The sequence below is a fragment of the Streptomyces sp. NPDC034111 genome (assembly GCF_055575375.1).
In genome coordinates, this window is sequence record NZ_JBVIST010000003.1 from 492204 (window position 1) to 515308 (window position 23105).

Consider the following 23105-nt stretch of genomic DNA (forward strand, 5'->3'; position numbering starts at 1 on the left):
TCAGTGGACTACACCACTCCTTTTACTCGGATCGTCCGGCACGTTCCTGCCGGTGAAGGGATCTTTCACCATGGCTACGGTCACGTACGACCAGGCAACCCGTATCTACCCGGGTTCCGACAAGCCCGCCGTCGACAAACTGGACATCGCCATCGAAGACGGCGAATTTCTCGTCCTGGTCGGCCCCTCCGGATGTGGCAAGTCCACCTCACTGCGCATGCTCGCGGGGCTGGAGGACGTCGACGGAGGCGCCATCCGCATCGGTGACCGCGACGTCACCCACCTTCCGCCCAAGGACCGGGACATCGCCATGGTGTTCCAGAACTACGCGCTCTACCCGCACATGACGGTCGCCGACAACATGGGCTTCGCCCTGAAGATCGCCGGCGTGCCGAAGGCCGAGATCCGACAGAAGGTCGAGGACGCGGCCAAGATCCTCGACCTGACTGAGTACCTGGGGCGCAAGCCCAAGGCGCTCTCCGGTGGTCAGCGGCAGCGCGTCGCGATGGGCCGGGCGATCGTCCGTGAGCCGCAGGTCTTCCTGATGGACGAGCCGCTGTCCAACCTGGACGCGAAGCTGCGCGTCCAGACCCGTACGCAGATCGCCGGTCTCCAGCGCCGCCTCGGGATCACGACGGTGTACGTCACCCACGACCAGGTCGAGGCCATGACGATGGGCGACCGGGTCGCCGTCCTCAAGGACGGTCTGCTCCAGCAGGTCGACTCGCCGCGGAACATGTACGACCGCCCGGCGAACCTGTTCGTGGCCGGATTCATCGGATCGCCCGCGATGAACCTGGTGGAGGTGCCGATCACCGACGGCGGCGTGAAGTTCGGCAACAGCGTGGTCCCGGTCAGCCGGGAGGCGCTGAGCGCGGCCGCCGACAAGGGGGACCGCACGGTGACCGTGGGCGTGCGCCCCGAGCACTTCGAAATCGTCGAGCAGAACGGTGCCGCCGCGCAGTCGCTGTCCAAGGCCGCCGCGGACGCACCGGCCGGCCTGGCCGTCACCGTCAACGTCGTCGAGGAACTCGGCGCCGACGGCTATGTGTACGGCACCGCTGAGGTCGGCGGCCAGGTCAAGGACCTGGTCGTACGGGTCAACGGCCGCCAGGTCCCGGACAAGGGCACCCAGCTGCACGTCGTGCCGCGGCCCGGTGAGACGCATGTGTTCTCGACGTCGTCCGGGGAGCGTCTTTCCGACTGACCGGGAGACGGACGGGGCAGCGCGCCCCCGTGAGTGAGTTGGAGCGGCGGCGGTGCGGGGTAGTCCTCGTACCGCCGCCGCTGCGTGCGGGCCCGGCGAGGACCGCCGCGACGCCTCCGGCTGTACGCCGCTGCCGCGCTCCCGATCGTCCGGCGCCGTCGCGCTCCCGGCTGTCCGACGCCGCCGCGTGCCCGGTTGTCCGGCGCCGCCGCTATAGGGGCAAATCGCGGCTTTTCGTACCAGTGCGTCAACATCACAACCCCACCGACGGGCCATTGCGTCCCCCGATAAGGTGACCAAATGTCGCCAAATCATCACTCCTCGCTACCATCGCGAACGTGAACTCCGCAGCCCGCCGCATCGGCAGAACTCTCGCCCTGGTCCTCCCCGTCGTCCTTGTGCTCTCCGGAACCCTCGCGGTCACCCGCGTCCCCTGGGCCACGACGGCCACCGACTCACAGGTGCTCACCGCATCCTCCGGAACGGCCTCCACCAAGGCCGGCCACCGCGCTCCCGAGGAGGCGCTGCGCAAGCGCCTGCTGGTCGAGCTCCAGGAGAAGAACCCCGGCGTCGCCCTGACGCACCTCCAGGAGGCGACCACCAAGCGGCCCTCGCTGGCCAAGGCGTGTGCCTCCATCGCCCGTGATCTCGGCCGGGCCGCGGTCGCCAAGTACGGCGCCGCACACCGCGCCCAGGCCTTCTCCCGTCCGGTCTGCGACACCTCCTTCGCCAGCGGCGTCGCCGACGCCCAGTGACCACCGCTCGCACCGCATAGGGTGCGATCCATGACCGGCGCCCCGTACTCGTCCCCCACGCAGGCCGTGATCCTGGCCGGTGGCCAGGGCTCACGTCTCCGCCCGTACACCGACGACCGGCCCAAGCCGATGGTCGAGATTCCCGGCACCGGGACCCCGATCATCGGCCATCAGCTGAACTGGCTGGCCGAGGAAGGCGTCACGGACGCGGTCGTCTCGTGCGGCCACTTCGCCGAAGTGCTCCAGGAGTGGCTGTCCCGGGCCCAACTGCCCTTGCGGGTCACGACCGTTGTCGAGACCGAGCCGCTGGGCCGCGGCGGGGGCCTCAAGTACGCGGCCGGCTCGCTGCCCCGCCCCGACGAGGCCTGGTACGCCACGAACGGCGACATCTGGACCCGCTTCCCGCTCCGCGAAATGGCCGCCTTCCACTACGAACGCGATGCCGAGGCGACCCTTGCGCTGGCCCGCCCCCGCCTTCCGTGGGGCATCGTCGAGACCGACGCCTTCGGCCACGTACTCGACTTCATCGAAGCGCCGCCCTCGCCGTACCTGATCAACGCGGGCGTCTACGTCTTCTCCGCCGCCTTCACGGATCTGCTCCCCGCCCGCGGCGACCACGAGCGCACCACCTTCCCCCGCCTCGCCCGCGAACGCCGCCTGGCCGGCTTCCCGCTCCCCCACGGCGCCTACTGGCGCGCCATCGACACCGCCAAGGACCTCACAGAGGCGGCCAACGAGCTGAGCGCACAGGCGGGTTGAGGCTGCTGAGCGCTAAGGGCGGACGAGTCCCTAGCTAGACCTAGGGTGCCTCGTCGGTCTCGGTGAGCGTGCGGTGGCCCTTGGGCTCCGCTCACGCGCCGGGGAGCCGATGCCGCGGAAGGGAACGGATGCGCCGGAGGCGGATCTGAAGCCCTGGGCGGCCGTGAGAGCTCCGCGGGCGGGCGGCTCACGGGGAGCGGCTCCCGGGTCCTCGTACGCGCCCTCAGCCCCCCGCCGAGGAGCCTCACGCGCCCAAGCCCGGCCGTAGCGTGATCCCTGCCGTAGCGGCCGTACGTGATCCCAGCCGTGTGTGATCCCGGCCGTACACAACCTCGCCCGTACGACCCCGTACCCAACCCCGCCCATACGCGATCCCAGCCGCCGCTCTCCTCCCCGTCAGCATCGCCGCGCCCCGTGCGTCGCGGGCCCCTGTGCGTACCGGGTGCACCGGACCCACCGGCTGCACCCGGTACAGCCGCGTACCCGCGCACATACACCCGCCCACCCCCCGAAGGGGGGTGGGCGGCGGGGAAAAACAGGAGAGAGGCCGAAACGAATCCGCAGAAGCTGACGAATCCGGGAAACCCGACGCGGCCGGCGAACCCGACGGGCCGGAAAGCCAACGCCGCGGCCCCAGGAGAACCCCAGGCCGGACAGCATTGGCTCACGGCTCACGGCTCACGGGTCACCCCAAGAGGCCGCCCAAGGTGCTCCCCCGCCCTCCGGAGTCGCCGGAGCCGTTGGAGCCGGAGGAGCCGGTGCCGGTGGTGCCGCCGCCGGTGCCGCCGGCGGAGGGGACGTGGGTGGTCGGGGCGGGGGCCCGGGTGGGGACCGTCTGCTGGGGGGCGCTGGTGGTGGCGCCCGGCTGCTGGGAGAGGCCGCTGGTGCTGCCCGTGGAGCGGCCGGTGCCGGGTGCCGACGCGGAGGGCCTGCCGGGCTTGCGGACCTTGTGGGAGGCGCCCGCGGAGGGCGTACCGGGGCGCGGGGTGCTGCTGTGGGTGTGGCGCTGCCCGGGGTGGGTGGCGCTCTTGTCCGGGCGGGGCAGCGGCGAGCCGGGCAGGTTGTTGATCGCGGGTTCACCGGGCCGCGGGACGGTCGCGACCGTCGCGGACCGTACGGCACCGCCGAGCAGTGAGCCGATCAGCAGGGTCAGGCCGGTGACCACCGTGGTCATCATCGCGCCGCGGCGCAGCACCCTGCGCCGGAGGTCGGCGACCTCGACGCGCGGGCCGAGCCGCCGCCAGGCCTCGCCGGCCAGCCGGCCGTCCATGGAGTAGACGGGGGCGCCCGCGATGATCAGGGGGCTCCAGGCGGCGAGGTAGATGATGTCGGGGGCGTCGTAGGCGGGGACCGTGCGCCAGCTGACGGTCATCAGCAGGGCCGCGGAGAGCAGCGCGCCGATCGATGCGGCGAGGCGCTGCCACAGTCCGCAGATGGTCAGGACGCCGACGACGACCTGGAGGAAGGCGACGGTCAGGCCGGCGCCCACCGGGTGCGCGACCGCGAAGTCGCGGAGCGGTACGGCCAGTGCCCAGGGGTCGAGCGAGAGCAGCCACTTGACCATCGAGCCCCGCTCGCCGCCGTCGAAGTAGACGGGGTCGCAGAGCTTGCCCATACCGGCGTAGACGGAGATCAGGCCGAGGAAGATGCGCAGCGGAAGGAGGACGACGCCGAGGTTCATCCGGCGCCCGGGGTAGTACGCATGGCGCACGCTGTCCGGGACACGGCGCCGGGATCCGGAGTCGTAGTAGTCGCGGGCCTCGAAGCCGTCGTCGTCGTAGGCGTCGTCGCCGCGGTCCCCGTAGGGGTAGCGGCGGGCGGTGCCGGCGTAGTTGTCGGCGTATGCACTGCCCACGGGGCGTACGCCGCGCAGCAGGGTGGTGTCGGAGTCGGCGGGGCCGCGCTGGCCGATCACGGTCTGGCCGGGGCCGTCGTCGAGCCGGACCCGGGGCAGGACCTGGGTCGTGCCGACGTCCTCGCCCTGGCCGCCGTCGAGGCCGATGCCCGCGTCGCGCACCGCGTGCAGGAGTTGGGTGGTGGCGCCGGCCGTACCGCCCGGTGCGGTGCGGCCGCTCCACACCACGGGCGCCCGGCGTCTGGCGCCGGCGTTCGCGTCCCGGACGGCGGGGATGCGCGCGGTGTCGGCCATGGCGTTGCCCGCCGCGGGCGCGGCGAGCTGTACCCGGAAGCTGGCGTGGTTGACGATGACCTGCGCGGGATCGCACGGCACCTTGACCGAGCTCAGGCCCGGCTCGTCATCGAAGCCCGGCGAGCGTCCCCCCGTAGGCGTGCGGGGTGTTCTGGTGTCCACGCTCATCTAACCGAGTGACCCCCGGTTAAGACACTGCCTTGACCCGGCCGATCTGTCCGAGACCCGTCAAAAGATCACGGGATACCCGGGCGCCGTACGGAGGGTCAGGTTTTGCCCCGAGGTGGCGGGCGTGGTGTACGCGCCGCCCCGGGGCACGCGTTCAGCCGCGCCGACGCGCCGCCTCCCACAGGACGACACCGGCCGCGACACCGGCGTTCAGCGACTCCGCGCCGCCCGGCATCGGGATCCGTACGCGCAGATCGCAGGTCTCGCCGACCAGCCGCGACAGGCCCTTGCCCTCGCTGCCGACGACGATGACGACCGGGCCGTCCAGGACCTCCAGGTCCTGGAGCTCCGTCTCGCCGTCCGCGGCCAGGCCGACGACGGTCAGCCCGGCCTTCTGGTACGACTCCAGGGCCCGGGTCAGGTTGGTCGCGCGGGCGACGGGGGTGCGGGCGGCGGTGCCCGCCGAGGTCTTCCAGGCACCGGCCGTCATCCCGGCGGCCCGGCGCTCCGGCACGACCACGCCGTGGCCGCCGAAGGCGGAGACGGAGCGGACGACCGCGCCGAGGTTGCGCGGGTCGGTGACGCCGTCGAGCGCGACGATCAGCGGGTCCTCACCGGCGTCGAAGGCGGCCGCGGCCAGGTCCTCGGGGTGCGCGTAGTCGTACGGCGGGATCTGCGCGACCAGGCCCTGGTGGTTGAGCCCGTTGGTCATCCGGTCCAGCTCGGGACGCGGGGCCTCCATCAGGTTCAGCCCGCGCTCGGTGGCGAGCTGAAGCGCCTCGCGCACCCGCTCGTCGCTGTCGATGAACTGCTGCACGTACAGCGTCGTGGCGGGCACGCCCTCGCGCAGCGCCTCGACGACCGGGTTACGGCCGACGACCAGCTCGGCCGTGCCCTTGGCGCCGCCGCGGCGCGGGGCCGGACGGCGTGCCGCGGCCTGCTTGGCCTTGGCGTTGGCGACGCGGTTCTTGACGTGTCCCTTTCGCGCGGAGGCGGGCGGGGTCGGGCCCTTGCCCTCCAGGCCCCGGCGCCGCTTACCGCCGCTGCCGACCTGCGCGCCCTTCTTGTTGGACGTGCGGCGGTTCCTGCGCTGGCTGTTGCCGGCCATGGGTCACCTGTTTCTTCACTGCTCTCGACGTCTCGCGACGTGGAGTGGGTACGTACGTATGGATTGAGTGTCGCCCGCGGCCACCCGGAAGGGCGAATCCGGGGGGCCGCCTACGGTGCGACGGGGGTCAGGACAGCGACCAGCGCGGGCCCGCCGGGGTGTCCTCGATCGACAGTCCCGACTGCTGGAGCTGGTCGCGGATGGCGTCTGCGGTGGCGTAGTCCTTGCGGGAGCGGGCGGCCTGGCGCTGGTCGAGGACGAGGCGTACGAGCGAGTCGACGACGCCGTGCATGGCCTCGCCACGGCCCGAGGAATCAGCGGCGCCGCCCGACCAGCGCTCGTCGAGCGGGTCCAGGCCGAGCACGCCGAGCATCGCCCGCAGCTCGGCGAGCCGGGCCGCCGTCGCCTCCTTGTCGTCGGCGGTCAGCGCGGAGTTGCCCTGGCGGACGGTGGTGTGCACGATCGCCAGCGCCTGCGGGACGCCCAGATCGTCGTCCATCGCCTCCGCGAAGGCCGGCGGCACCTCGGCAGCGGGCTCGACGACGCCCGCCTTCTCGACGGCGCGCTGGACGAAGCCCTCGATCCGCGCGAAGGCCGACTCGGCCTCCTGGAGCGCGTCCTCGCTGTACTCGATCATGGAGCGGTAGTGCGGCGTCCCCAGGTAGTAGCGCAGCACGATCGGGCGCCAGTTCTTGACCATCTCGGAGACGAGGACGGAGTTGCCCAGCGACTTGGACATCTTCTCGCCGCTCATGGTCACCCAGGCGTTGTGCGACCAGTACGCGGCGAAATCGTCACCGAAGGCCTTGGCCTGGGCGATCTCGTTCTCGTGGTGCGGGAAGACGAGGTCGACGCCGCCGCCGTGGATGTCGAAGGCGGAGCCCAGGTACTTGTGGGCCATCGCCGAGCACTCCAGGTGCCAGCCGGGACGGCCACGGCCCCAGGGGGTCTCCCAGCTGGGCTCGCCCTCCTTGGCCGCCTTCCACATGGCGAAGTCGCGCGGGTCCCGCTTGCCGGTCTCGCCCTCGCCGGACGGCTGGAGGAGGTTGTCCAACTCCTGGTTGGAGAGCTGGAGATACTCCGGGAAGGACTTGACGTCGAAGTAGACGTTGCCGTCCGCGGCGTAGGCGTGACCGCGCTCGATCAGGCCGCGCATCATCTCGATCATCTCGGGGATGTGGCCGGTGGCGCGCGGTTCGTAGGTGGGACGCAGGCAGCCGAGGACGTCGTAGGCCGTGTTGAAGGCGACCTCGTTCTCGTAGCCGATCGACCACCAGGGGCGGCCCTGCTCGTTAGACTTCGCGATGATCTTGTCGTCGATGTCCGTGACATTGCGCACGAACGTCACGTCGTAGCCGCGGTACTCGAACCAGCGGCGCATGATGTCGAAGTTCAGTCCCGACCTGATGTGCCCGATATGCGGGGCAGCCTGCACGGTGGCACCACACAGGTAGATCGAGACACAGCCCGGCGTGAGGGGGGCGAAGTCGCGAATCTGCCGGGCGCTGGTGTCGTACAGGCGAATCGTCACGGAACCAGGGTAGTCGGAACCGGGCAGTGCCCTGCGACGCATGGGCAAAGGGGACACGGAACCGTCAAAACCGTCCGATTTGCCGGAAGTGGTGGCCGGAAGTCGTGGGTGGTACGTCACAGCCGGGAGCGGCGGTGGCCCGCCCCGCGCGGCGGTCAGATGCGGCCGACCACCTTGCGCGGGGTGATCCGGACCACGACCCGCTCAGCGTCCTGCCCCGCCGCCGGGTTGAACTCCGCGTACGGCTTGCCGGTGTACTTCTGCGACAGCTCGTCGATGAGCTGCGGGCCGCCCTCGGTGGTGAGCGTGGCGGTGCCGCGCACCTCGGCGTAGGTGTACGGGGCGTCGAAGGGCTGGACGACGACCGAGACGCGCGGGTCACGGCGGAGGTTGGCTTCCTTGCGGCGGCCGACGGTCGTCGAGATCAGCAGGTCGTCGCCGTCCCGCTTCACCCAGACCGGGGAGACCTGGGGGCTGCCGTCGGGCTGGATCGTCGCCACGGTCACGAAGACCGGGGTGTCGAGGAGGTTCTTGAGGTCGTCGGACAGGGTGGCGGTCACGAGGGGTCCTTCCTGCGGGCCGTTCCGAGAAACACACGTACCCCGATGGTCCCTCAACAGCCGTGCGGCGCCCGGCGTTCCCGCGCCGTACGGGGGAATGCCGGGCGCCGCAGGTTCCGCGCCGCCGGCTCAGGCCGTACGGAAGACGAGCGCGGTGGCCACCGCCGCCAGGCCCTCGGCGCGGCCCGTCAGGCCCAGCCCGTCCGAGGTCGTCCCGGAGACCGAGACCGGCGCCCCGACGGCCGCCGACAGCGCCTTCTGCGCCTCGTCCCGCCGCTTGCCGACCTTCGGCCGTACGCCGATGACCTGCACCGCGACATTCCCGATCTCGAAGCCCTCGGCCCGGACGATCCGCGCGGCCTCGGCCAGCAGCGTCACACCGGAGGCACCGGACCACTCGGGGCGGGAGGTGCCGAAGTGCGCCCCCAGGTCGCCGACGCCGGCCGCCGAGAAGAGCGCGTCACAGGCGGCGTGTGCAGCCACATCGCCGTCGCTGTGGCCGGCCAGCCCGTAGCCGTCGCTCTCCGCCGCGTCCCAGAGGAGACCGGCGCACCACAGCTCGCGGCCCTGCTCGAAGGCGTGCACGTCCGTGCCGATGCCGACGAGGGGGACGACGACGCCAGGGGCGGCGGCAGGGGTGCCGGGGGTCGGCTCAGACATAGCCATCGGTGGCCCTCCTACGGGCGAGTACGGCCTCGGCCAGGACCAGGTCCAGCGGCCGGGTCACCTTGAACGCTTCCTCGTGGCCGGGCACGACCACGACCGGGGCGCCGAGCCGTTCGACCAGTCCGGCGTCGTCGGTGGCACCCTCGCCCTCGACGACGGTGTCATGCGCCTTGCGCAGGGTCTCCAGGTCGAAGCCCTGCGGGGTCTGTACGGCGCGCAGCAGGGCCCGCTCCGGGGTGCCGACCACCGGCTCCGGGGTCCCCTGGGGCTGCGGTTCGACCTGCTTGACGGTGTCGGCGAGCGGCAGCGCGGGGACGACGGCGGACGCACCGGCCCGTACGGCGGCGATCACCGCGTCGACGGTGTCCACCGGCACGAGGGGGCGCGCGGCGTCATGCACCAGCACGACGTCGATGTCCTGCGGCAGCACCGCCAGGCCGCGCTGTACGGACTCCTGGCGGGTCCCTCCACCGGGGACGACCACGAGCTCGGTGCGGTCGGCGAGCGGGTACTCGTGCAGCAGGCGGTCGACCTCGGTGGCGCCGTCGGGCGGGGCGACCACGACGATGAGCGAGACGGCGCGGGAGGCGGCCATCGCACGGACGGCGTGCACCAGCATGGGGGTGCCGCCCAGCGTGCGCAGCGCCTTGGGGGTGCCGGGACCGAGCCGGACACCGCGGCCGGCGGCCGGGATCACCGCGGCGGTACGGATCGGGCGGGAGGAATCTGACATCGTTGGCTCCGGGGTCCGGGCCGAGCCCGGAATTGGCGCAGACAGGTTTGTTTCCTCGGGCGGGGTGGGTATGGCCTGGGGGTACCCCCTGCTCGTAGAGCTGGGGGAAGTGCCGGGCGTGACGCCTTGACCGGACCCTTCCGTGACAGCGGTCGAGGCAGCTGCCCGAGCCCGGCACGCCACAGGGGGTCGGCGGTCCTCGCCGAAGTCGGCAGTCGCCGCCTCACCCGCAATTGGTGCCCCCGTAGATATGCCGCAGCGCCCGGCAACAGACCCCTCCGCTGGGGAGGCGGTCGTCGCTCGGGCACCGCGGCATTGCTACGTCGTCACTGCTTTGAACGTCACTGCTGTGAAACTCACTGCTGCGAAAGTCACTGCGTTGAACGTCGTTGCTGTGTACGTCACTGCGTGAAACGTCGCTGCGTTGGACGGGATGACCAACGCGGCAGCGTCGTCAGGACGCGAGAACCTCGTCGAGCAGGGCCTCGGCCTTGTCCTCGTTGGTGTTCTCCGCGAGGGCGAGCTCGCTCACCAGAATCTGGCGAGCCTTTGCGAGCATCCTCTTCTCACCGGCGGAGAGTCCGCGCTCGCGCTCACGCCGCCACAGGTCACGCACCACTTCGGCGACCTTGATCACATCGCCGGAAGCGAGCTTCTCGAGATTTGCCTTGTAGCGACGGGACCAGTTCGTCGGCTCTTCGGCATACGGTGCACGAAGCACCTCGAAGACCCGGTCCAGCCCGTCCTGACCAACCACGTCGCGTACGCCGACGAACTCCGCATTGTCCGCTGGCACACGAACAGTCAAGTCGCCCTGGGCGACCTTCAGCACCAAGTAGGTCTTGTCCACGCCTTTGATCTGGCGAGTTTCGATGGCCTCGATCAGCGCGGCCCCGTGATGGGGATAGACCACGGTGTCGCCAACCTTGAACGTCATGTGACAGGTACCCCTTCCGTGGCTATCCATGCTAACACGGGAACGGGCCGTTCTGAATGGCGTTTTCGCAGGTCAGGGCATATCTCGGGGCTTGACAACAGCGGCCGTGACGTGCTGCGAGGGGTCCGCGGATACGGGTATTCGCAGGTCGGAGGGGCTTCTCGGGGGAGCGGAAACCCGCCCGTCACACACCGGGAAGGGCATGATCAACAGGCTGAACGTCCCGTTTTGCACGGATCCGCATGAGCGAGTTCCGCTACTCCGTTCGGCTGCTCGGGGCTCTCTCGAGGGCGATTCTCGAATTGATCACCATCCGGCGGCCGAAGAGTGTGATCAATTCCGCGAGGCCTTCACATTCCCTGCGAATACTGCTTTTCGCCATGGGAAACCGGCCGGTGGAAACGGCGCGACGCCACCCGAACGGCCGCGCGCCGAATATCCCGGCGTGTTCTCGGCGGACGTTCGCGTGTTCTCGGCGGACGTGCTGAAGGTTCACCGGCTCCTCTTCTCGAGAGCGGCTTCTCCCGGCCGCTCTCAAGAAGATCTTGGAAGAGCGTGAACGGGCGGCCGGTTTTCCGTCCGGTATCGAGCGGCGGCCGGCCCGGAGCCGTACCGGGAAACCGTGCGCGGGCGGCGGCAGCGGGCCGGTGATCGCGCTGGGGGCGGGTCGGGTGCGGCGGCGCCGGGACGGCTCGGTAACCTAGCGGCGCTGACACACCCTTAAGGCGGCTTTACGCACCCGTCGTCCTGACGCGTACGGAGCGCCGCCCCAGCCGTCCATCCGCGACCGGGCACGAACGTTCGGCCGCCGTAGCTCGTCAAGGAGATGCCGCCGCCGTGAGCCGCAGCCTTCGACGCGGCGTCCTCGCCGCCACCGTCCTTTCGCTCTCGGTCGCCACGCTGTCCGCGTGCGGGGCAGGGAGCGACGCCGCGACGCTGCAGGTCAAGCCGGACAACGCCGCGACCGCCGTCGGGGACATCAAGGTCCAGAACGCGTCCGTCGTCACCCAGCCCGACCTGAACGCCAAGGGTCCGGCGGTGGTCACCGCGACGCTGTTCAACAACGGCGCCAAGGACCAGAAGCTGACCGCGATCTCCTTGGACGGCAGCGGCCAGTCGGCCAAGCTCGCGCCGGCCGGCGGCGGCTCGGGCGCGATCACCGTGCCGGCCGGGGGCTCCGTGGTGATCGGCGGCCAGGGCAACGCCTCGGCCGTGCTGCCGAGCGGCCGGGAGGCGGTCCAGGACGGGAACGCCCAGCCGCTGACGTTCAGCTTCAGCTCCACCGGCAAGGTCAAGCTGGCCGCCTTCGTCGTCCCGGCGAAGAGCTACTTCAAGGGCTATGGGCCCGCCGAGGTGCCGCAGCCGACCCGCTCCGGCAAGCCGACCGAGTCCGGCAAGCCCTCCGAGCCGGGCAAGCCGTCCGAGCCGGGCGAGCCGTCGGCCACCACCAAGCCCGCGGGGTCGGCGCACGCCGGTCACTGAGGCCGTACGCCACATATACGCGTCAGGGGCGCTCCTCCGGTCCGGAGGAGCGCCCCTGAGCTGCTTTACGGGCCTACGGGCCTACGGGCCTACGGCTCGAACTTGTAGCCCAGGCCGCGGACCGTGACCAGGTAGCGGGGCGCCCCCGGGTCGGGCTCGATCTTGGCGCGCAGCCGCTTGACGTGCACGTCGAGGGTCTTGGTGTCGCCCACGTAGTCGGCGCCCCAGACCCGGTCGATGAGCTGCATACGGGTCAGCACCCGGCCGGCGTTGCGCAGCAGCATCTCCAGCAGGTCGAACTCCTTCAGGGGCAGATCGACCTTGCCGCCGGAGACCGTGACGACATGGCGGTCCACGTCCATCCGGACCGGGCCGGCCTCCAGGGCCTGCGGGGCGACCTCTTCCGGCTCGCCGCGGCGGCGCAGTACGGCGCGGATGCGGGCGACCAGTTCGCGGGAGGAGAAGGGCTTGGTGACGTAGTCATCGGCTCCTATTTCCAGGCCGACGACCTTGTCGATCTCGCTGTCCTTGGCGGTCACCATGATGACCGGGACATTCGAGCGGCCACGCAGCTGGCGGCAGACCTCCGTGCCGGGCAGCCCCGGCAGCATCAGGTCCAGCAGGACGAGGTCGGCGCCATTGCGCTCGAACTCGTCGAGTCCGTCGGGGCCCGTTGCCGCTATGGCGACCTCGAAACCCTCCTTGCGGAGCATGTACGACAGTGCGTCACTGAACGATTCCTCGTCCTCGACGACGAGCACTCGGGTCACGGAAGGACCTCCGGGGCTGGGTGAGCAGGGAGCGGATCGTTGAAGGTCTCGTACGGGCGGTCCTCGTCGTCGAGGCCCTCCGCGGAGAGGTCCGCGGGCCGTTCGCGGTCACGTACGGCCCCGGCTTCCGGGAGACGCAGGGTGAAGGTGGAGCCCTGTCCCTCAGCGCTCCACACCGTGACCTCCCCGCCGTGCGAGGCGGCCACGTGCTTGACGATGGCGAGTCCGAGGCCGGTCCCGCCGGTGGCGCGCGAGCGCGCCGGGTCCACACGGTAGAACCGCTCGAAGATGCGGTCCCGGTCCTTTTCGGATATTCCGATGCCCTGGTCCGTCACCGCGATCTCGATCAGATCGCCCCCCGGTGCGGACACCCGGCGTCCGGCGATCCCGACGCGGGTGCGCGCCGGGGAGTAGTTGACGGCGTTCTCGACGAGGTTGCCCAGGGCCGCCGCGAGCTGGCCGCGGTTGCCCCATACGCTCAGGTCGGCGGTGCCCCCGGTCGCCATGGTGATCTGCTTCGCACCGGCCTGCTGGCGGCAGCGGTCCATCGCCTCGGCGACGAGCTCGTCGACGGGGACCGGCTCGGCGTCCTCCAGCGGGTCGTCGTTCTGGACCCGGGAGAGGTCGATGAGCTCCTGGACGAGGTTGGTCAGCCGGGTGGCCTCGTTCTGCATCCGGCCGGCGAACCGCTCGACCGCCTCGGGGTCGTCGCTGGCGTCCATCACGGCCTCGGACAGCAGCGAGAGCGCGCCGACGGGCGTCTTGAGCTCATGGCTGACGTTGGCGACGAAGTCGCGGCGGACGGCCTCTATCCTGCGGGCCTCCGTGAGGTCCTCGACCAGCAGCAGGACGAGCCGGGAGCCGAGCGGGGCGACTCTGGCGGAGACCGCGAGGGCTTCGCCGCGGCCCGTGCCGCGGCGCGGCAGGTCCAGTTCGATCTGGCGTATCTCGCCGTCCCTGCGGGTGTCGCGGGCCATCTGCATCATCGGCTCGACGGCGAGCTTGCCGCCCCGGACCAGGCCGAGCGCGTACGCCGCCGAGCTGGCCTTGACGACGGCGTCGGCCTCGTCGAGGACCACGGCGGAGGAGCGCAGCACCGACAGGACGGTGTCGACACCGGGCGGCAGCACCGCGTCCATGTGCAGCGAGGTGCGGGTGGGCTTGGCCTGTTCGCGCTCGCTCCAGCGGAACGCCAGCATGGCGAAGACGCCGGTACAGAGGCCGGCGATCGCTGCCACTGCGGCGACGGCCGCATCCACGTTCATGACTCCAGAGTATGTGCCGGGTCGGACACTCCCCCAGCCTCGCGAGACGCTGCTCGGACAGCCGTCGCCCAGAGTTCACCGAGGCGTCCGTACCGGTTCACTCCGGAGGCCGGGAGGCGGCGCGCGGCCGTGTGCCGGATGTCCCTAGGGGGACCGGCGCGAGCGTGCCGTCCCGTATGCGCACCGCCGGGTGAACGGCGGTGCCGGGCCCGGGACAGGGGCAACGTCGCCCCGAGTTCACCTTCACGTCGGTGCCGGTTCACCGCGGGTGGCACCGCAGGACGCGATCCGGCCCCAAGGTGAGGATGCGGGTGACGGATCGGTTCCGCTCGATGCGCGGCCTCCGGGCACCGGGGCACCGGCTCCGTGGAGACCGCCCTCCGGGAGACGGGCCGCGCCGGCACGGACCGTGAGAGCGTGGGCACAGGCAATCTGCACCCCGTTCCACTCCCCCCCACCACGCCACACACCCCACACCACCACTCGACGCGAGAGAAGGTCACACATGCGGGACGCGTACCACGAGGAGCTGGATTCGATCGGCGAGGGCCTGGTCGAGATGGCCCGGCTCGTCGGCTCCGCGATCGGGCGCGCCACCACGGCGATACTCGACGCGGACCTCAAGCTGGCCGAGAACGTCATCGCCGCCGACGAGAAGGTCGACGACCTCCAGCGCGACCTGGAGGCCAGGGCGATCGCCCTGCTGGCGCGGCAGCAGCCGGTCGCCACCGACCTGCGGATCGTCGTCACCTCGCTGCGGATGAGCGCCGACCTGGAGCGCTCGGGCGACCTGGCCCAGCACGTGGCCAAGCTGGCCCGGCTGCGTTTCCCGCAGACCGCCGTACCGCGCGATCTGCACGCCACCATCCTGGAGATGGGGCAGCTGGCGCAGCGGCTGATGGCCAAGGCCGCCGAGGTCATCATCACCAAGGACGTCGATCTTGCGCTCCAGCTGGAGCAGGACGACGACGCGATGGACATGCTGCACCGCACCCTCTTCCAGCACCTGATGGACGACCGCTGGCAGCACGGCATCGAGACGGCCGTGGACGTGACCCTGCTGGGCCGCTACTACGAGCGCTTCGCGGACCACGCGGTCTCCGTCGCCAAGCGGGTCGTCTACCTCGTGACCGGTGAGCACGCCGACGAGATCGCCCCGCCCACGGCGGTCGAGGGCGCATGACAGCGGGGGCGGGCGACCGGCGCGGATGTGCGCCGTAAGCCCCCGCGCGCCATTGACGCGTGCCTCCACGCGCCGTTGACGCGCCTTGGCGCCCGGGCTTGCAATGGGCTCCAGGTGCCCCCATGGGCACCCGGTGACCCCTAGGAGGCAATGGATGGCACCCATGGCGGACTCCCCCAAGCCCACGCCCCGGAACCACCCGACGGCCGTCGACCGCCCGCGGCTCCCGCTGCTCGGCGCGTGTGGCTGCGGCCCCGGCTGCAGCTGCGGCTGCCAGTCGGGCGGATCGTGCCAGTGCGGCGGCAGCTGCTAGCGAGGCCGACGGCCCCCTACGGCACAGCGCCACAGCGGCCCCGGCCGGTGGGTTTCACGACCCTCCGGCCGGGGCCGTCGCGCGTCACCCGTCACAGGATGATCGCCAGCGGATGGATCTCGTCCGCTTTATGGCCGGCGCGCTCGTGGATGCGCTGCACGGCCCCCGCCGAGGGCGCCTCCGACAGACAGAAGACATCGCCGGACTCGGTGTCGGCCCAGGCGCGCTCGAAGGTCACGCCCTCCTCACTCTGGATGGCGAGGTCGGCCTGGTGCGCCGCCTTGAACTGGTCGGGCGTGAGGTCCTTCATACCGTGATGGATGTCCATGAACTTGGGCATCGGGCTCATCCTTCCGATTGCAGACGCCCCCGGTTCCCGCCCTGGTCCCCCGCTCCCAGGCCCCCTCGGGGCCCCCTTCCATGCTGCATCCACCGGCCCCACGTCCGCACCGGAAGCGCTCGCGCCAACGGCCCCTCCCCCGTTGCACCGCCGCGGGCCACCCGGCGTGCGGGGGACCTGCGCTCCCGCCGAGCCCGAACCCAAAAGCCCCCTGCACACGGGGATCCGTGGCAGGGGGCTCGGCCGGGCGGGCCGGCTGGGCTGCTTCGTTACTTCTTCTTGCCCTGGTTCTTGACCGCCTCGATGGCGGCCTTGGCGGCCTCCGGGTCGAGGTAGGTGCCGCCGGGGTTGACCGGGCGGAAGTCGGCGTCGAGCTCGTAGGAGAGCGGGATACCGGTGGGGATGTTCAGGCCGGCGATGTCGGCGTCGGAGATCCCGTCGAGGTGCTTGACCAGGGCGCGCAGGCTGTTGCCGTGGGCGGCGACCAGGACCGTACGGCCGGCGAGGAGGTCCGGGACGATGCCGTCGTACCAGTACGGCAGCATGCGCTGGACGACGTCCTTGAGGCACTCGGTCTTCGGGCGCAGCTCCGGCGGGATCGACGCATAGCGCGGGTCGTCCGACTGGGAGAACTCGGTGCCGTCCTCAAGGGCGGGCGGCGGAGTGTCGTACGAGCGGCGCCAGAGCATGAACTGCTCCTCGCCGAACTCGGCCAGGGTCTGCGCCTTGTCCTTGCCCTGAAGCGCGCCGTAGTGGCGCTCGTTCAGCCGCCAGCTGCGGTGGACCGGGATCCAGTGCCGGTCGGCGGACTCCAGGGCCAGCTGCGCGGTGCGGATGGCGCGCTTCTGGAGGGAGGTGTGCACTACGTCGGGGAGCAGGCCGGCGTCCTTGAGCAGCTCTCCGCCGCGGACTGCCTCCTTCTCGCCCTTCTCGTTGAGGTTGACGTCCACCCAGCCGGTGAACAGGTTCTTCGCATTCCACTCGCTCTCGCCGTGGCGGAGGAGGATCAGCTTGTACGGTGCGTCGGCCATGGCCTCGAGCGTAATCCAATTCCGGAAACGGCCTCGCCCCGGTCCAGGACCTGGGCATCCCGGTGACGTTTGACGCTTTCCGTCAATTCGGTGGCGGCGGGAGCCGAGCGGTATGTAGGTTGCAATCGCCGTCTGCGCCTCTTACCGACCGACCGCACCGCGGGGCGCGCGGCTCCCGGCCGCACTCACTGCACCACTGCACTCACTGCACTCACTGCACTCACTGCACCGACCGCACCCACCGCTTCCGCTTCGGCTTCCGCATCCGCATCCGCGCACCGCGCCACCGCTCCACGGGGGAAATGTCATGTCCGCATCCATCCGCACTCTGAGGCGAGCCGCCGTGGAGAGCGTCTCCGGTCTCCCCCGACAGTTCTGGTGGCTGTGGACCAGCACCTTGATCAACCGACTGGGCGCCTTCGTCGCCACCTTCCTCGCGCTCTACCTGACCGTCGAGCGCGGCTACTCCGCCTCGTACGCGGGCCTGGTCGGCGCGCTCTACGGCCTCGGCGGCGTGATCTCGTCCATCGGCGCCGGGGTGCTGACCGACCGGCTCGGCCGCCGCCCCACGATGCTGGCCGCGCAGCTGTCAACGGCGGCGTCCGTGGCGCTGCTCGGCTTCATGGAGGACCCGGTCGCGATTGCGGCGGTGGCGGGCGTGGTCGGTATGGCGACCAACGCCTCCCGCCCCGCCGTACAGGCGATGATGGCGGACATCGTCGCCCCCGAGGACCGCGTCCGCGCCTTCTCCCTCAACTACTGGGCGATCAACCTCGGCTTCGCGATCTCCTCCACCGCCGCCGGGCTCATCGCCGAACACGGCTATCTGGCCCTCTTCCTGGGCGAGTCGGCCCTCGTACTGGCCTGCGCAGTGGTCGTCTTCTGCAAGCTGCCCGAGACCCGGCCCGCCGCGAGCGCGACGGCGGACGCCCAGGACACCGCCGGGCCCGCCCCCACGGCCGTCTCCATGCTGACCGTGCTCCGCGACGGCCGCTTCATGACCGTCGTCGGCCTCAACCTCCTCCTCGCGCTCCTCTTCCAGCAGGCGTACGTCTCGATGCCGGTGTCGATGGGTCAGGACGGCTTCTCCAGCGCCGACTTCGGTACGGTCATCGCGGTCAACGGCGTCCTCGTCGTGCTGCTCCAGATCCCGGTCACCCGCTTCATCGAACACCGCAGCCCCGCGATGCTCCTGATCGGCTCGGCCCTGCTGGCCGGCTACGGCTTCGGGCTGACCGCGCTGGCCGGCTCGGTCGCCATGTACGCGGTTGCGGTCACCGTCTGGACCCTCGGCGAGATCATCAACTCCCCCACCCAGATGGGACTGGTGGTCCGCCTCTCCCCGCTCCACGGCCGCGGCCGCTACCAGGGCATGTACTCGCTGTCCTGGTCCATCGCCTCCCTGACGGCCCCTCTGCTCGGCGGCACGGTCATCGACCACTACGGCGCGGACGCGCTGTGGGCGGGCTGCGCGGCGGTGGGCACGGTGGCGGCCCTGGGCTATGGGCTGCTGCTGCGGAACCTGCCGTCGTCGGGGTCGGCGCCTGCCGCGGCTTCGGCATCGGACTCGGCGTCTGTTGCGGCTTCGGCGTCGGCGTCGGACTCGGCGACTGTGGCGGGGTCAGCGTCATCGTCGGCTTCGCCCTCGTCGTCGGCTTCGGGCTCCCCCTCGCCGTCGGCGCAGAGCGAATCGGTGGTGTGACGAGCGGGGACGGCCCCGGCACTCAGTCGTAGTGCCTGAGGGCGTCCGCCAGCCGGCGGCCCTCCGGGGCTCCGCGGCGCAGGAGCGCCGAGGCCGTGGTGTGCAGTTCGTTCCACGCGTGGGGGCGGCCGATGTCGGATGCGTCGGGGACGCTCGCCAAGGCTGCGGCCACGGCTTGTTCGGCTTCCCCCGCTGCCGCGTGGGCATGGGCGAGGCAGGCTCGGTACCAGGTGAGGTCCCGCCGGTAGTCGGCCGGGAGGACAGCGAGCCCGGTCGTGAGGTGGCGGGTGGCTTCGTTCCAGTCGCCGAGGTGCATGGCGGCCATGCCGCGCTGGAGGGTGAACCACGTTTCGTCGTAGAAGTACATCCACGGCGGCTCGTCCTCCGGGTGCTCGGCTGCACGGCCGATCAGGTCTTGTGCCTCATCGAGCAGACGGCGGGCGTCGTCAGGGGCCTGGCTGAGCGCATGGCCTCGTGCCTGCATCTGGGCGGCCATGCCCCGTACGCCCAGTGACGTACCAGGCGCCGACCATCGGGCGGCCTCCGCGAGCCGTACACACCGGGGTCCGCGTCCGCCGGACCAGGCCATATGGGCCTTCATGCTGAGCGTCGTGGCGGCCATGTCGGCGTCACCGGCCTCCAACGCCCACTCGTGGGAGCGGTCGTACCACGCCAGTGCGGCGGCCGACTGCCCCTGATCCTGAGCCATCCACGCGAGGAATTGGGCGTGCTCGGAGGCGAGCCGTACGACGCGCTCCGCCAACGGGCCACGCGCGCCTGCGTAGAGGTTCACCACTGTGCGGAGTTGCTGGCTCATCACCTCGACGAGCGGCCGGGAGCCGATGAAGTCCTCGGCCCTGCGGTGTTCGGCCAGGAGCCGATCGAGCCAGTCCAGCGTCGCGCTGTCGACCCGGTGCGAACCATCCACCGCGTTCGTCACGCGCGCCAACAGGTCCTCGTCAGGCGCGGTGCCCGAGAACGCGAGCCCGGGGACCGGCAACGCTTCCGCACCCTCCGCTGTGACCGGCAGCCGCTCCGGGGGGATGCCGAGCCCCGCGATGATGCGTTGCCGCACCTCGACGGACGTAACCCGGCGCCGCCCGCGCTCGATCTCGGAGACATCGGGCTGGACGAGGCCGACATGCTCACCGAGCTTCATCTGACTGACGCCCGTGAGCCGTCGGTACGTACGGAAGACGGCCCCCCAGTCCTCGTCAGCGAGGGCCGCCATGAGCCGAGGGTGGGACCACAGGTCCGTATCAAAGTCACCCATGCCTCCAATATAGGGCGGCCCTATAGCGAGTTGGGATGGGATCGCCCGGCGATCAGCACGAGGGTCATGCACGACAGCGCCCGCGACCGCGCCAACGGTCCGGGCACGGCCTACCGACGAAAGCAGATCTCCATGACCGAACCCGACCCCGGCCCCACCCCCCGCCTCCTCCCCTGGACCGCTCCCGGTGGCAAGCCCTGTTACTTACTCACCGACGGGGACGGGGGGTATCTCTCCCGGTATGCCGATGACATCGAGGCGTTGCAGCTCGGGATGGGGGTCGGGCTGCTGGAGCATGCGCGGGTGATGGTCGACGATCCGGCGTCGGATGCGCGGCAGTTGCGGTTTCTGGCGGTGCAGTTGAGTGCGGCGCTGCGGGATGCGGTGCGGGTGGCGGAGAGCCGTGGGGTGGTGCGGGGTCGTGGTAGCCACACCCCCGAGAGGGGAGGTGCCACGGTCGATACGGACGGTCCTCCCCGCGAGGCTGGAGGCTGACGGCGCGCGGCAACAGAGCCGACCGTGCCGGCAGTGGCGACCGAGGGGGAGTTGTGCGGGCGAACGGTACGGGGGGACGAGGGGCGCGGCGGGCCGTGCTGGTCGGGGCGCTGGCGGCGGGGGTGCTGGTCGCGGTGCCGGCGGGGGCACAGTGGGCGTCGGCCGGGCCGGGGGAGGGCGGGGGCGCGAACGGCCCCGTACACGCGGCGGGCGCCGCCACCCACCGGGCTCGCCTGACGCTGCCCGCGCCCACCGGTCCGTATCAAGTCGGCACGGTCGCACTGCACTTGGTGGACCGGAAGCGTCCGGACCCGTGGGGCGGCGGGCAGGCGCGGCCGGCGCACCGGGAGCTGATGGTCAGCGTCCGGTATCCGGCGCGGGCGGGTGCCGGGCGGTATCCGCGCGCACCGCAGATGTCGGCGCGCGAGGCGGCGGGGTTCGACGCGCTGAACAACTTCTCGGAGCGGGTGCCGCGGGGGAAGGTCGCGTGGGGGGCGACGCGTACGTACGCGCATGAGGGGGCGCCGCCCGTGGCGGCGGCTCGGCATACCGGGGGGCGGTTGCCGGTGGTGCTCTACTCCCCCGGCGCGGGCGATCCGCGCTCGTTCGGCAGCTCGCTCTGCGACGATCTGGCGTCCCGCGGCTTTGTGGTGGTGACCATCGACCACACCTACGAGGCGCCCGCGGTGGAGTTCCCGGACGGGCGGGTGGCGCGCAGTGTGATGCGGTCGGAACTGGCGAAGGCGAAGAAGGCCGGGCGGATCACGCAGTTGATGAGGAAGGTCAGCGGGGTACGGGTGGCCGATACCCGGTTCGTACTGGACGAGTTGGCGAAGCGGGGACAGGCCTCACCCCTTCCGGGCGGGCTTCGGGGGGCGCTGGATCTGGACGCGGTGGGGATGTTCGGACAGTCGGCCGGCGGGTTCACGGCGGCGCAGACGATGCATGACGACCGGCGGATCAGGGCCGCAGTGAACATGGACGGGGTGTTGGGGTACACCGAGCGGGATGACGATCCGTCGAACCCTTCGACGGTCGGTCGCGACGGTGTGGACCGACCGTTGATGCTGATGGGCAGCGAAGGGGACACCCATCACACGGTGGCGTCCTGGGGCGCGGTGTGGCGGCACAGTACGGGCGCCGGGGCCTGGCTGCGGGACCTGACGCTGCGCGGCAGCCGGCATGCCGGCTATACGGACGCGGAGGCGCTGATTCCGCAGATCGCCCGGCAGTTGGACCTGCCACGGAAGGACGTGGTGGAGATGGTCGGGACGGTCGATCCGACGCGGGCGATCGCGGCACAGCGGGCGTATGTCTCCGCGTTCTTCGACCGGTGGCTGCGGGGGCGGGACGACGGCGGGCTGCTGGGCGGTCCGTCGGGGCGGTACCCGGAGGTGCGGTTCGTGCCGTAAGGGGACGTCAGGGAAAGCCGGGGGGAACGGGGGAACGGGGGAACGGGGAACGGGGGGAACGGGGGGGAACGGGGGGAACGGGGGGAACGGGGGCGGGGCGCCCGGCCGGATGAACCGGTCGGGCGCCCCCTTGGCTGCCTTGGCTACGTTCTCTGCCTCGGCTGCCGGGCCCCGTCAGGCCGCGGTGCCGAAGTGCACGGTCTTCGCGGTCAGGAGGAAGAGGTCGGGGCGCCGGTCGACGCCCGCCGGGTCGGACGGGTCGAGGAGGCGGTCCAGGGTGGTCAGGTCCTCGTCGTCGAGGAGTCCGGTCAGCACGTCGCGGTAGCGCTCCAGGGTCCGCCGTGCCGAGAGCCGTACAGACCCGCCGACGGACCCGCCGACGGACCCGCCCGGGCCCTCCGCGAGCGGTGCCGGGTGGTCCACCAGGAAGGTCTTGCTCCGTACGCCGGTGAGTCCCGCGGCCCTCAGCATGCCGGGCCAGTCCTCGACGACCGGCACCGATCCGGGCAGCTCGGCCCGCATCCGTCGGTAGCGGTCCGCCTGCGCCACGTCGAGCCGTTCCTGGAGGCCGGGACGGCCGAAGCCCAGGTCACGCGGCAGCCAGCGGGGCGGCAGACCGCCCTCGACGAGGGCGAGTACGCCGCCGGGGGCGAGCAGCCCGGCCAGGTGGTTCAGCGCGTTCTGCTGGTCGCCTACGTGGTGCACGACCTGCGCCGACCACACCAGGTCCGCCGGGCCCAGGCCGGCGAGGCCTGCCGGGAACTCGGCCACCTGGGTCCGCAGCCGTACGCCGAGCCGCTCGGCCCGCTCCTCGGCGCGGGCCAGCAGCTCCGGTGTGCCGTCCACGGCCGTGACCTCGGCCTGCGGGAAGGTCTCCGCGAGCCGGCAGGCCGCGACGCCGGGGCCGCTGCCGATGTCCAGGACGCGGCGTGGGGTCAGATGCTTCAGCTCTTCCAGGGCCTGGCGCACGTAGGGGCTGTGGGTCTCGCCCTCCAGCTCCAGCAGATCGGCCATCGCGGCCCAGTCGAACTCGTCGTCGTGGCCGAGGTTGTGGTGACCGTGGTTGTGGCCGTGGTTGTGGTGGCCGTGACCGTGTGCGTGGCGGTGGTGGGGGCGGGTGTCGGCCCCGCCGGCCGGTACTTCTTCCATGGTGGGCACCTCCTGGCGCCGACCATGCGCCCGGGAGGGAGAAGGCGGCAAACCTTGTTGCCGTTTCCGCAAATGGCCCCGGGGCGGATGCCGCGGGAGCGGCTTGGGGCCTGTCTC

The 23105-nt window shown here is 71.4% G+C and carries 21 protein-coding genes; 8 read left to right on the forward strand and 13 right to left on the reverse strand.

The genetic code is table 11. From position 1 onward, the window contains the following. Positions 1–70 precede the first annotated feature (70 nt). The 3 genes from ACZ55A_RS11560 to ACZ55A_RS11570 all read left to right on the forward strand — a co-directional run bounded on the left by ACZ55A_RS11560 (position 71) and on the right by ACZ55A_RS11570 (position 2721). A complete protein-coding gene (locus ACZ55A_RS11560) occupies positions 71–1207 on the forward strand; it encodes an ABC transporter ATP-binding protein (RefSeq protein WP_468837610.1) in 1137 nt (378 codons plus the stop codon). A 338-nt stretch (positions 1208–1545) separates the two neighbouring features. Beyond that, the gene (locus ACZ55A_RS11565) at positions 1546–1962 is read left to right on the forward strand and encodes a hypothetical protein (RefSeq protein WP_468837613.1); all 417 of its coding nucleotides are present in this window, start codon (positions 1546–1548) and stop codon (positions 1960–1962) included. A gap of 30 nt (positions 1963–1992) precedes the next feature. Continuing rightward, complete coding sequence (locus ACZ55A_RS11570) at positions 1993–2721, forward strand: nucleotidyltransferase family protein (RefSeq protein ID WP_468837616.1); 729 nt, start codon at positions 1993–1995, stop codon at positions 2719–2721. A gap of 685 nt (positions 2722–3406) precedes the next feature. On the opposite strand, the gene ACZ55A_RS11575 is transcribed toward ACZ55A_RS11570, so the two are convergent. The 7 genes from ACZ55A_RS11575 to ACZ55A_RS11605 form a co-directional block, all read right to left on the reverse strand. Next, entirely contained in the window at positions 3407–5038 is a 1632-nt protein-coding gene (locus tag ACZ55A_RS11575) for a DoxX family protein (RefSeq protein WP_468837619.1), read from the reverse strand. 154 nt (positions 5039–5192) lie between these two features. Continuing rightward, a complete protein-coding gene (gene rlmB, locus ACZ55A_RS11580; RefSeq protein ID WP_468837622.1) occupies positions 5193–6146 on the reverse strand; it encodes a 23S rRNA (guanosine(2251)-2'-O)-methyltransferase RlmB in 954 nt (317 codons plus the stop codon). Between the two features lie 127 nt (positions 6147–6273). Beyond that, positions 6274–7677: a cysteine--tRNA ligase gene (gene cysS / locus ACZ55A_RS11585; RefSeq protein ID WP_468837625.1), complete on the reverse strand. Its 1404-nt coding sequence runs from the start codon at positions 7675–7677 to the stop codon at positions 6274–6276. A 155-nt stretch (positions 7678–7832) separates the two neighbouring features. Further along, positions 7833–8237: a PPOX class F420-dependent oxidoreductase gene (locus ACZ55A_RS11590; protein WP_468837628.1), complete on the reverse strand. Its 405-nt coding sequence runs from the start codon at positions 8235–8237 to the stop codon at positions 7833–7835. Between the two features lie 129 nt (positions 8238–8366). Next, positions 8367–8903: a 2-C-methyl-D-erythritol 2,4-cyclodiphosphate synthase gene (gene ispF, locus ACZ55A_RS11595; RefSeq protein ID WP_468837631.1), complete on the reverse strand. Its 537-nt coding sequence runs from the start codon at positions 8901–8903 to the stop codon at positions 8367–8369. Next, entirely contained in the window at positions 8890–9636 is a 747-nt protein-coding gene (ispD, locus tag ACZ55A_RS11600) for a 2-C-methyl-D-erythritol 4-phosphate cytidylyltransferase (RefSeq protein ID WP_468837635.1), read from the reverse strand. The genes ispF and ispD overlap by 14 nt, the downstream gene beginning before the upstream one ends. A gap of 454 nt (positions 9637–10090) precedes the next feature. Continuing rightward, positions 10091–10573, reverse strand: coding sequence for a CarD family transcriptional regulator (locus ACZ55A_RS11605; protein ID WP_003953493.1), 483 nt, complete (start codon positions 10571–10573; stop codon positions 10091–10093). 837 nt (positions 10574–11410) lie between these two features. Here ACZ55A_RS11605 and ACZ55A_RS11610 point away from each other — a divergent pair. Then, on the forward strand, positions 11411–12055 hold the full coding sequence (locus tag ACZ55A_RS11610) for a copper chaperone PCu(A)C domain-containing protein (RefSeq protein WP_468837638.1): 645 nt from the start codon (positions 11411–11413) through the stop codon (positions 12053–12055). An 89-nt stretch (positions 12056–12144) separates the two neighbouring features. On the opposite strand, the gene phoP is transcribed toward ACZ55A_RS11610, so the two are convergent. Together phoP and phoR are read right to left on the reverse strand one after the other, a co-directional pair. Next, on the reverse strand, positions 12145–12816 hold the full coding sequence (gene phoP / locus ACZ55A_RS11615; protein ID WP_466419800.1) for a two-component system response regulator PhoP: 672 nt from the start codon (positions 12814–12816) through the stop codon (positions 12145–12147). 5 nt (positions 12817–12821) lie between these two features. Continuing rightward, positions 12822–14090, reverse strand: coding sequence for a two-component system sensor histidine kinase PhoR (gene phoR, locus ACZ55A_RS11620; RefSeq protein WP_468837640.1), 1269 nt, complete (start codon positions 14088–14090; stop codon positions 12822–12824). 505 nt (positions 14091–14595) lie between these two features. On the opposite strand from phoR, the gene phoU reads away from it, so the two are divergent. Next, entirely contained in the window at positions 14596–15273 is a 678-nt protein-coding gene (gene phoU / locus ACZ55A_RS11625; protein ID WP_468837642.1) for a phosphate signaling complex protein PhoU, read from the forward strand. Between the two features lie 404 nt (positions 15274–15677). Here the strand turns inward: phoU and ACZ55A_RS11630 are convergent, their stop codons facing one another. Beyond that, positions 15678–15926, reverse strand: a complete 249-nt coding sequence (locus ACZ55A_RS11630; protein WP_468837645.1) for an SCO4226 family nickel-binding protein — start codon at positions 15924–15926, stop codon at positions 15678–15680. A gap of 269 nt (positions 15927–16195) precedes the next feature. Continuing rightward, entirely contained in the window at positions 16196–16957 is a 762-nt protein-coding gene (locus tag ACZ55A_RS11635) for a phosphoglyceromutase (protein ID WP_468837648.1), read from the reverse strand. Positions 16958–17264: 307 nt separating this feature from the next. Between ACZ55A_RS11635 and ACZ55A_RS11640 the strand changes: the two genes are divergently transcribed. Then, positions 17265–18659 (forward strand): MDR family MFS transporter, encoded by a 1395-nt coding sequence (locus ACZ55A_RS11640; RefSeq protein WP_468837651.1) that lies wholly within the window; start codon positions 17265–17267, stop codon positions 18657–18659. A gap of 22 nt (positions 18660–18681) precedes the next feature. Here the strand turns inward: ACZ55A_RS11640 and ACZ55A_RS11645 are convergent, their stop codons facing one another. Continuing rightward, positions 18682–19890: a helix-turn-helix domain-containing protein gene (locus ACZ55A_RS11645; protein WP_468837654.1), complete on the reverse strand. Its 1209-nt coding sequence runs from the start codon at positions 19888–19890 to the stop codon at positions 18682–18684. Between the two features lie 108 nt (positions 19891–19998). On the opposite strand from ACZ55A_RS11645, the gene ACZ55A_RS11650 reads away from it, so the two are divergent. Together ACZ55A_RS11650 and ACZ55A_RS11655 are read left to right on the forward strand one after the other, a co-directional pair. Then, positions 19999–20427 (forward strand): hypothetical protein, encoded by a 429-nt coding sequence (locus ACZ55A_RS11650; protein ID WP_468837657.1) that lies wholly within the window; start codon positions 19999–20001, stop codon positions 20425–20427. 53 nt (positions 20428–20480) lie between these two features. Further along, positions 20481–21839: an alpha/beta hydrolase family protein gene (locus ACZ55A_RS11655; RefSeq protein WP_468837660.1), complete on the forward strand. Its 1359-nt coding sequence runs from the start codon at positions 20481–20483 to the stop codon at positions 21837–21839. Between the two features lie 174 nt (positions 21840–22013). Here the strand turns inward: ACZ55A_RS11655 and ACZ55A_RS11660 are convergent, their stop codons facing one another. Continuing rightward, positions 22014–22988: a class I SAM-dependent methyltransferase gene (locus ACZ55A_RS11660; RefSeq protein ID WP_468837663.1), complete on the reverse strand. Its 975-nt coding sequence runs from the start codon at positions 22986–22988 to the stop codon at positions 22014–22016. Between the last annotated feature and the right edge of the window lie 117 nt (positions 22989–23105).

Bases quoted from the DNA above. Each gene is read 5' to 3' on its own strand.
- ACZ55A_RS11635 (WP_468837648.1), bottom strand. From the start codon at position 16,957: ATGGCCGACGCACCGTACAAGCTGATCCTCCTCCGCCACGGCGAGAGC.
- ACZ55A_RS11605 (WP_003953493.1), bottom strand. From the start codon at position 10,573: ATGACGTTCAAGGTTGGCGACACCGTGGTCTATCCCCATCACGGGGCC.
- ACZ55A_RS11660 (WP_468837663.1), bottom strand. From the start codon at position 22,988: ATGGAAGAAGTACCGGCCGGCGGGGCCGACACCCGCCCCCACCACCGC.
- ACZ55A_RS11630 (WP_468837645.1), bottom strand. From the start codon at position 15,926: ATGCCCAAGTTCATGGACATCCATCACGGTATGAAGGACCTCACGCCC.
- ispD (WP_468837635.1), bottom strand. From the start codon at position 9,636: ATGTCAGATTCCTCCCGCCCGATCCGTACCGCCGCGGTGATCCCGGCC.
- ACZ55A_RS11575 (WP_468837619.1), bottom strand. From the start codon at position 5,038: ATGAGCGTGGACACCAGAACACCCCGCACGCCTACGGGGGGACGCTCG.
- rlmB (WP_468837622.1), bottom strand. From the start codon at position 6,146: ATGGCCGGCAACAGCCAGCGCAGGAACCGCCGCACGTCCAACAAGAAG.
- phoU (WP_468837642.1), top strand. From the start codon at position 14,596: ATGCGGGACGCGTACCACGAGGAGCTGGATTCGATCGGCGAGGGCCTG.
- ispF (WP_468837631.1), bottom strand. From the start codon at position 8,903: ATGGCTATGTCTGAGCCGACCCCCGGCACCCCTGCCGCCGCCCCTGGC.
- ACZ55A_RS11570 (WP_468837616.1), top strand. From the start codon at position 1,993: ATGACCGGCGCCCCGTACTCGTCCCCCACGCAGGCCGTGATCCTGGCC.
- ACZ55A_RS11640 (WP_468837651.1), top strand. From the start codon at position 17,265: ATGTCCGCATCCATCCGCACTCTGAGGCGAGCCGCCGTGGAGAGCGTC.
- ACZ55A_RS11645 (WP_468837654.1), bottom strand. From the start codon at position 19,890: ATGGCGGCCCTCGCTGACGAGGACTGGGGGGCCGTCTTCCGTACGTAC.
- ACZ55A_RS11650 (WP_468837657.1), top strand. From the start codon at position 19,999: ATGCACGACAGCGCCCGCGACCGCGCCAACGGTCCGGGCACGGCCTAC.
- ACZ55A_RS11560 (WP_468837610.1), top strand. From the start codon at position 71: ATGGCTACGGTCACGTACGACCAGGCAACCCGTATCTACCCGGGTTCC.
- phoR (WP_468837640.1), bottom strand. From the start codon at position 14,090: ATGAACGTGGATGCGGCCGTCGCCGCAGTGGCAGCGATCGCCGGCCTC.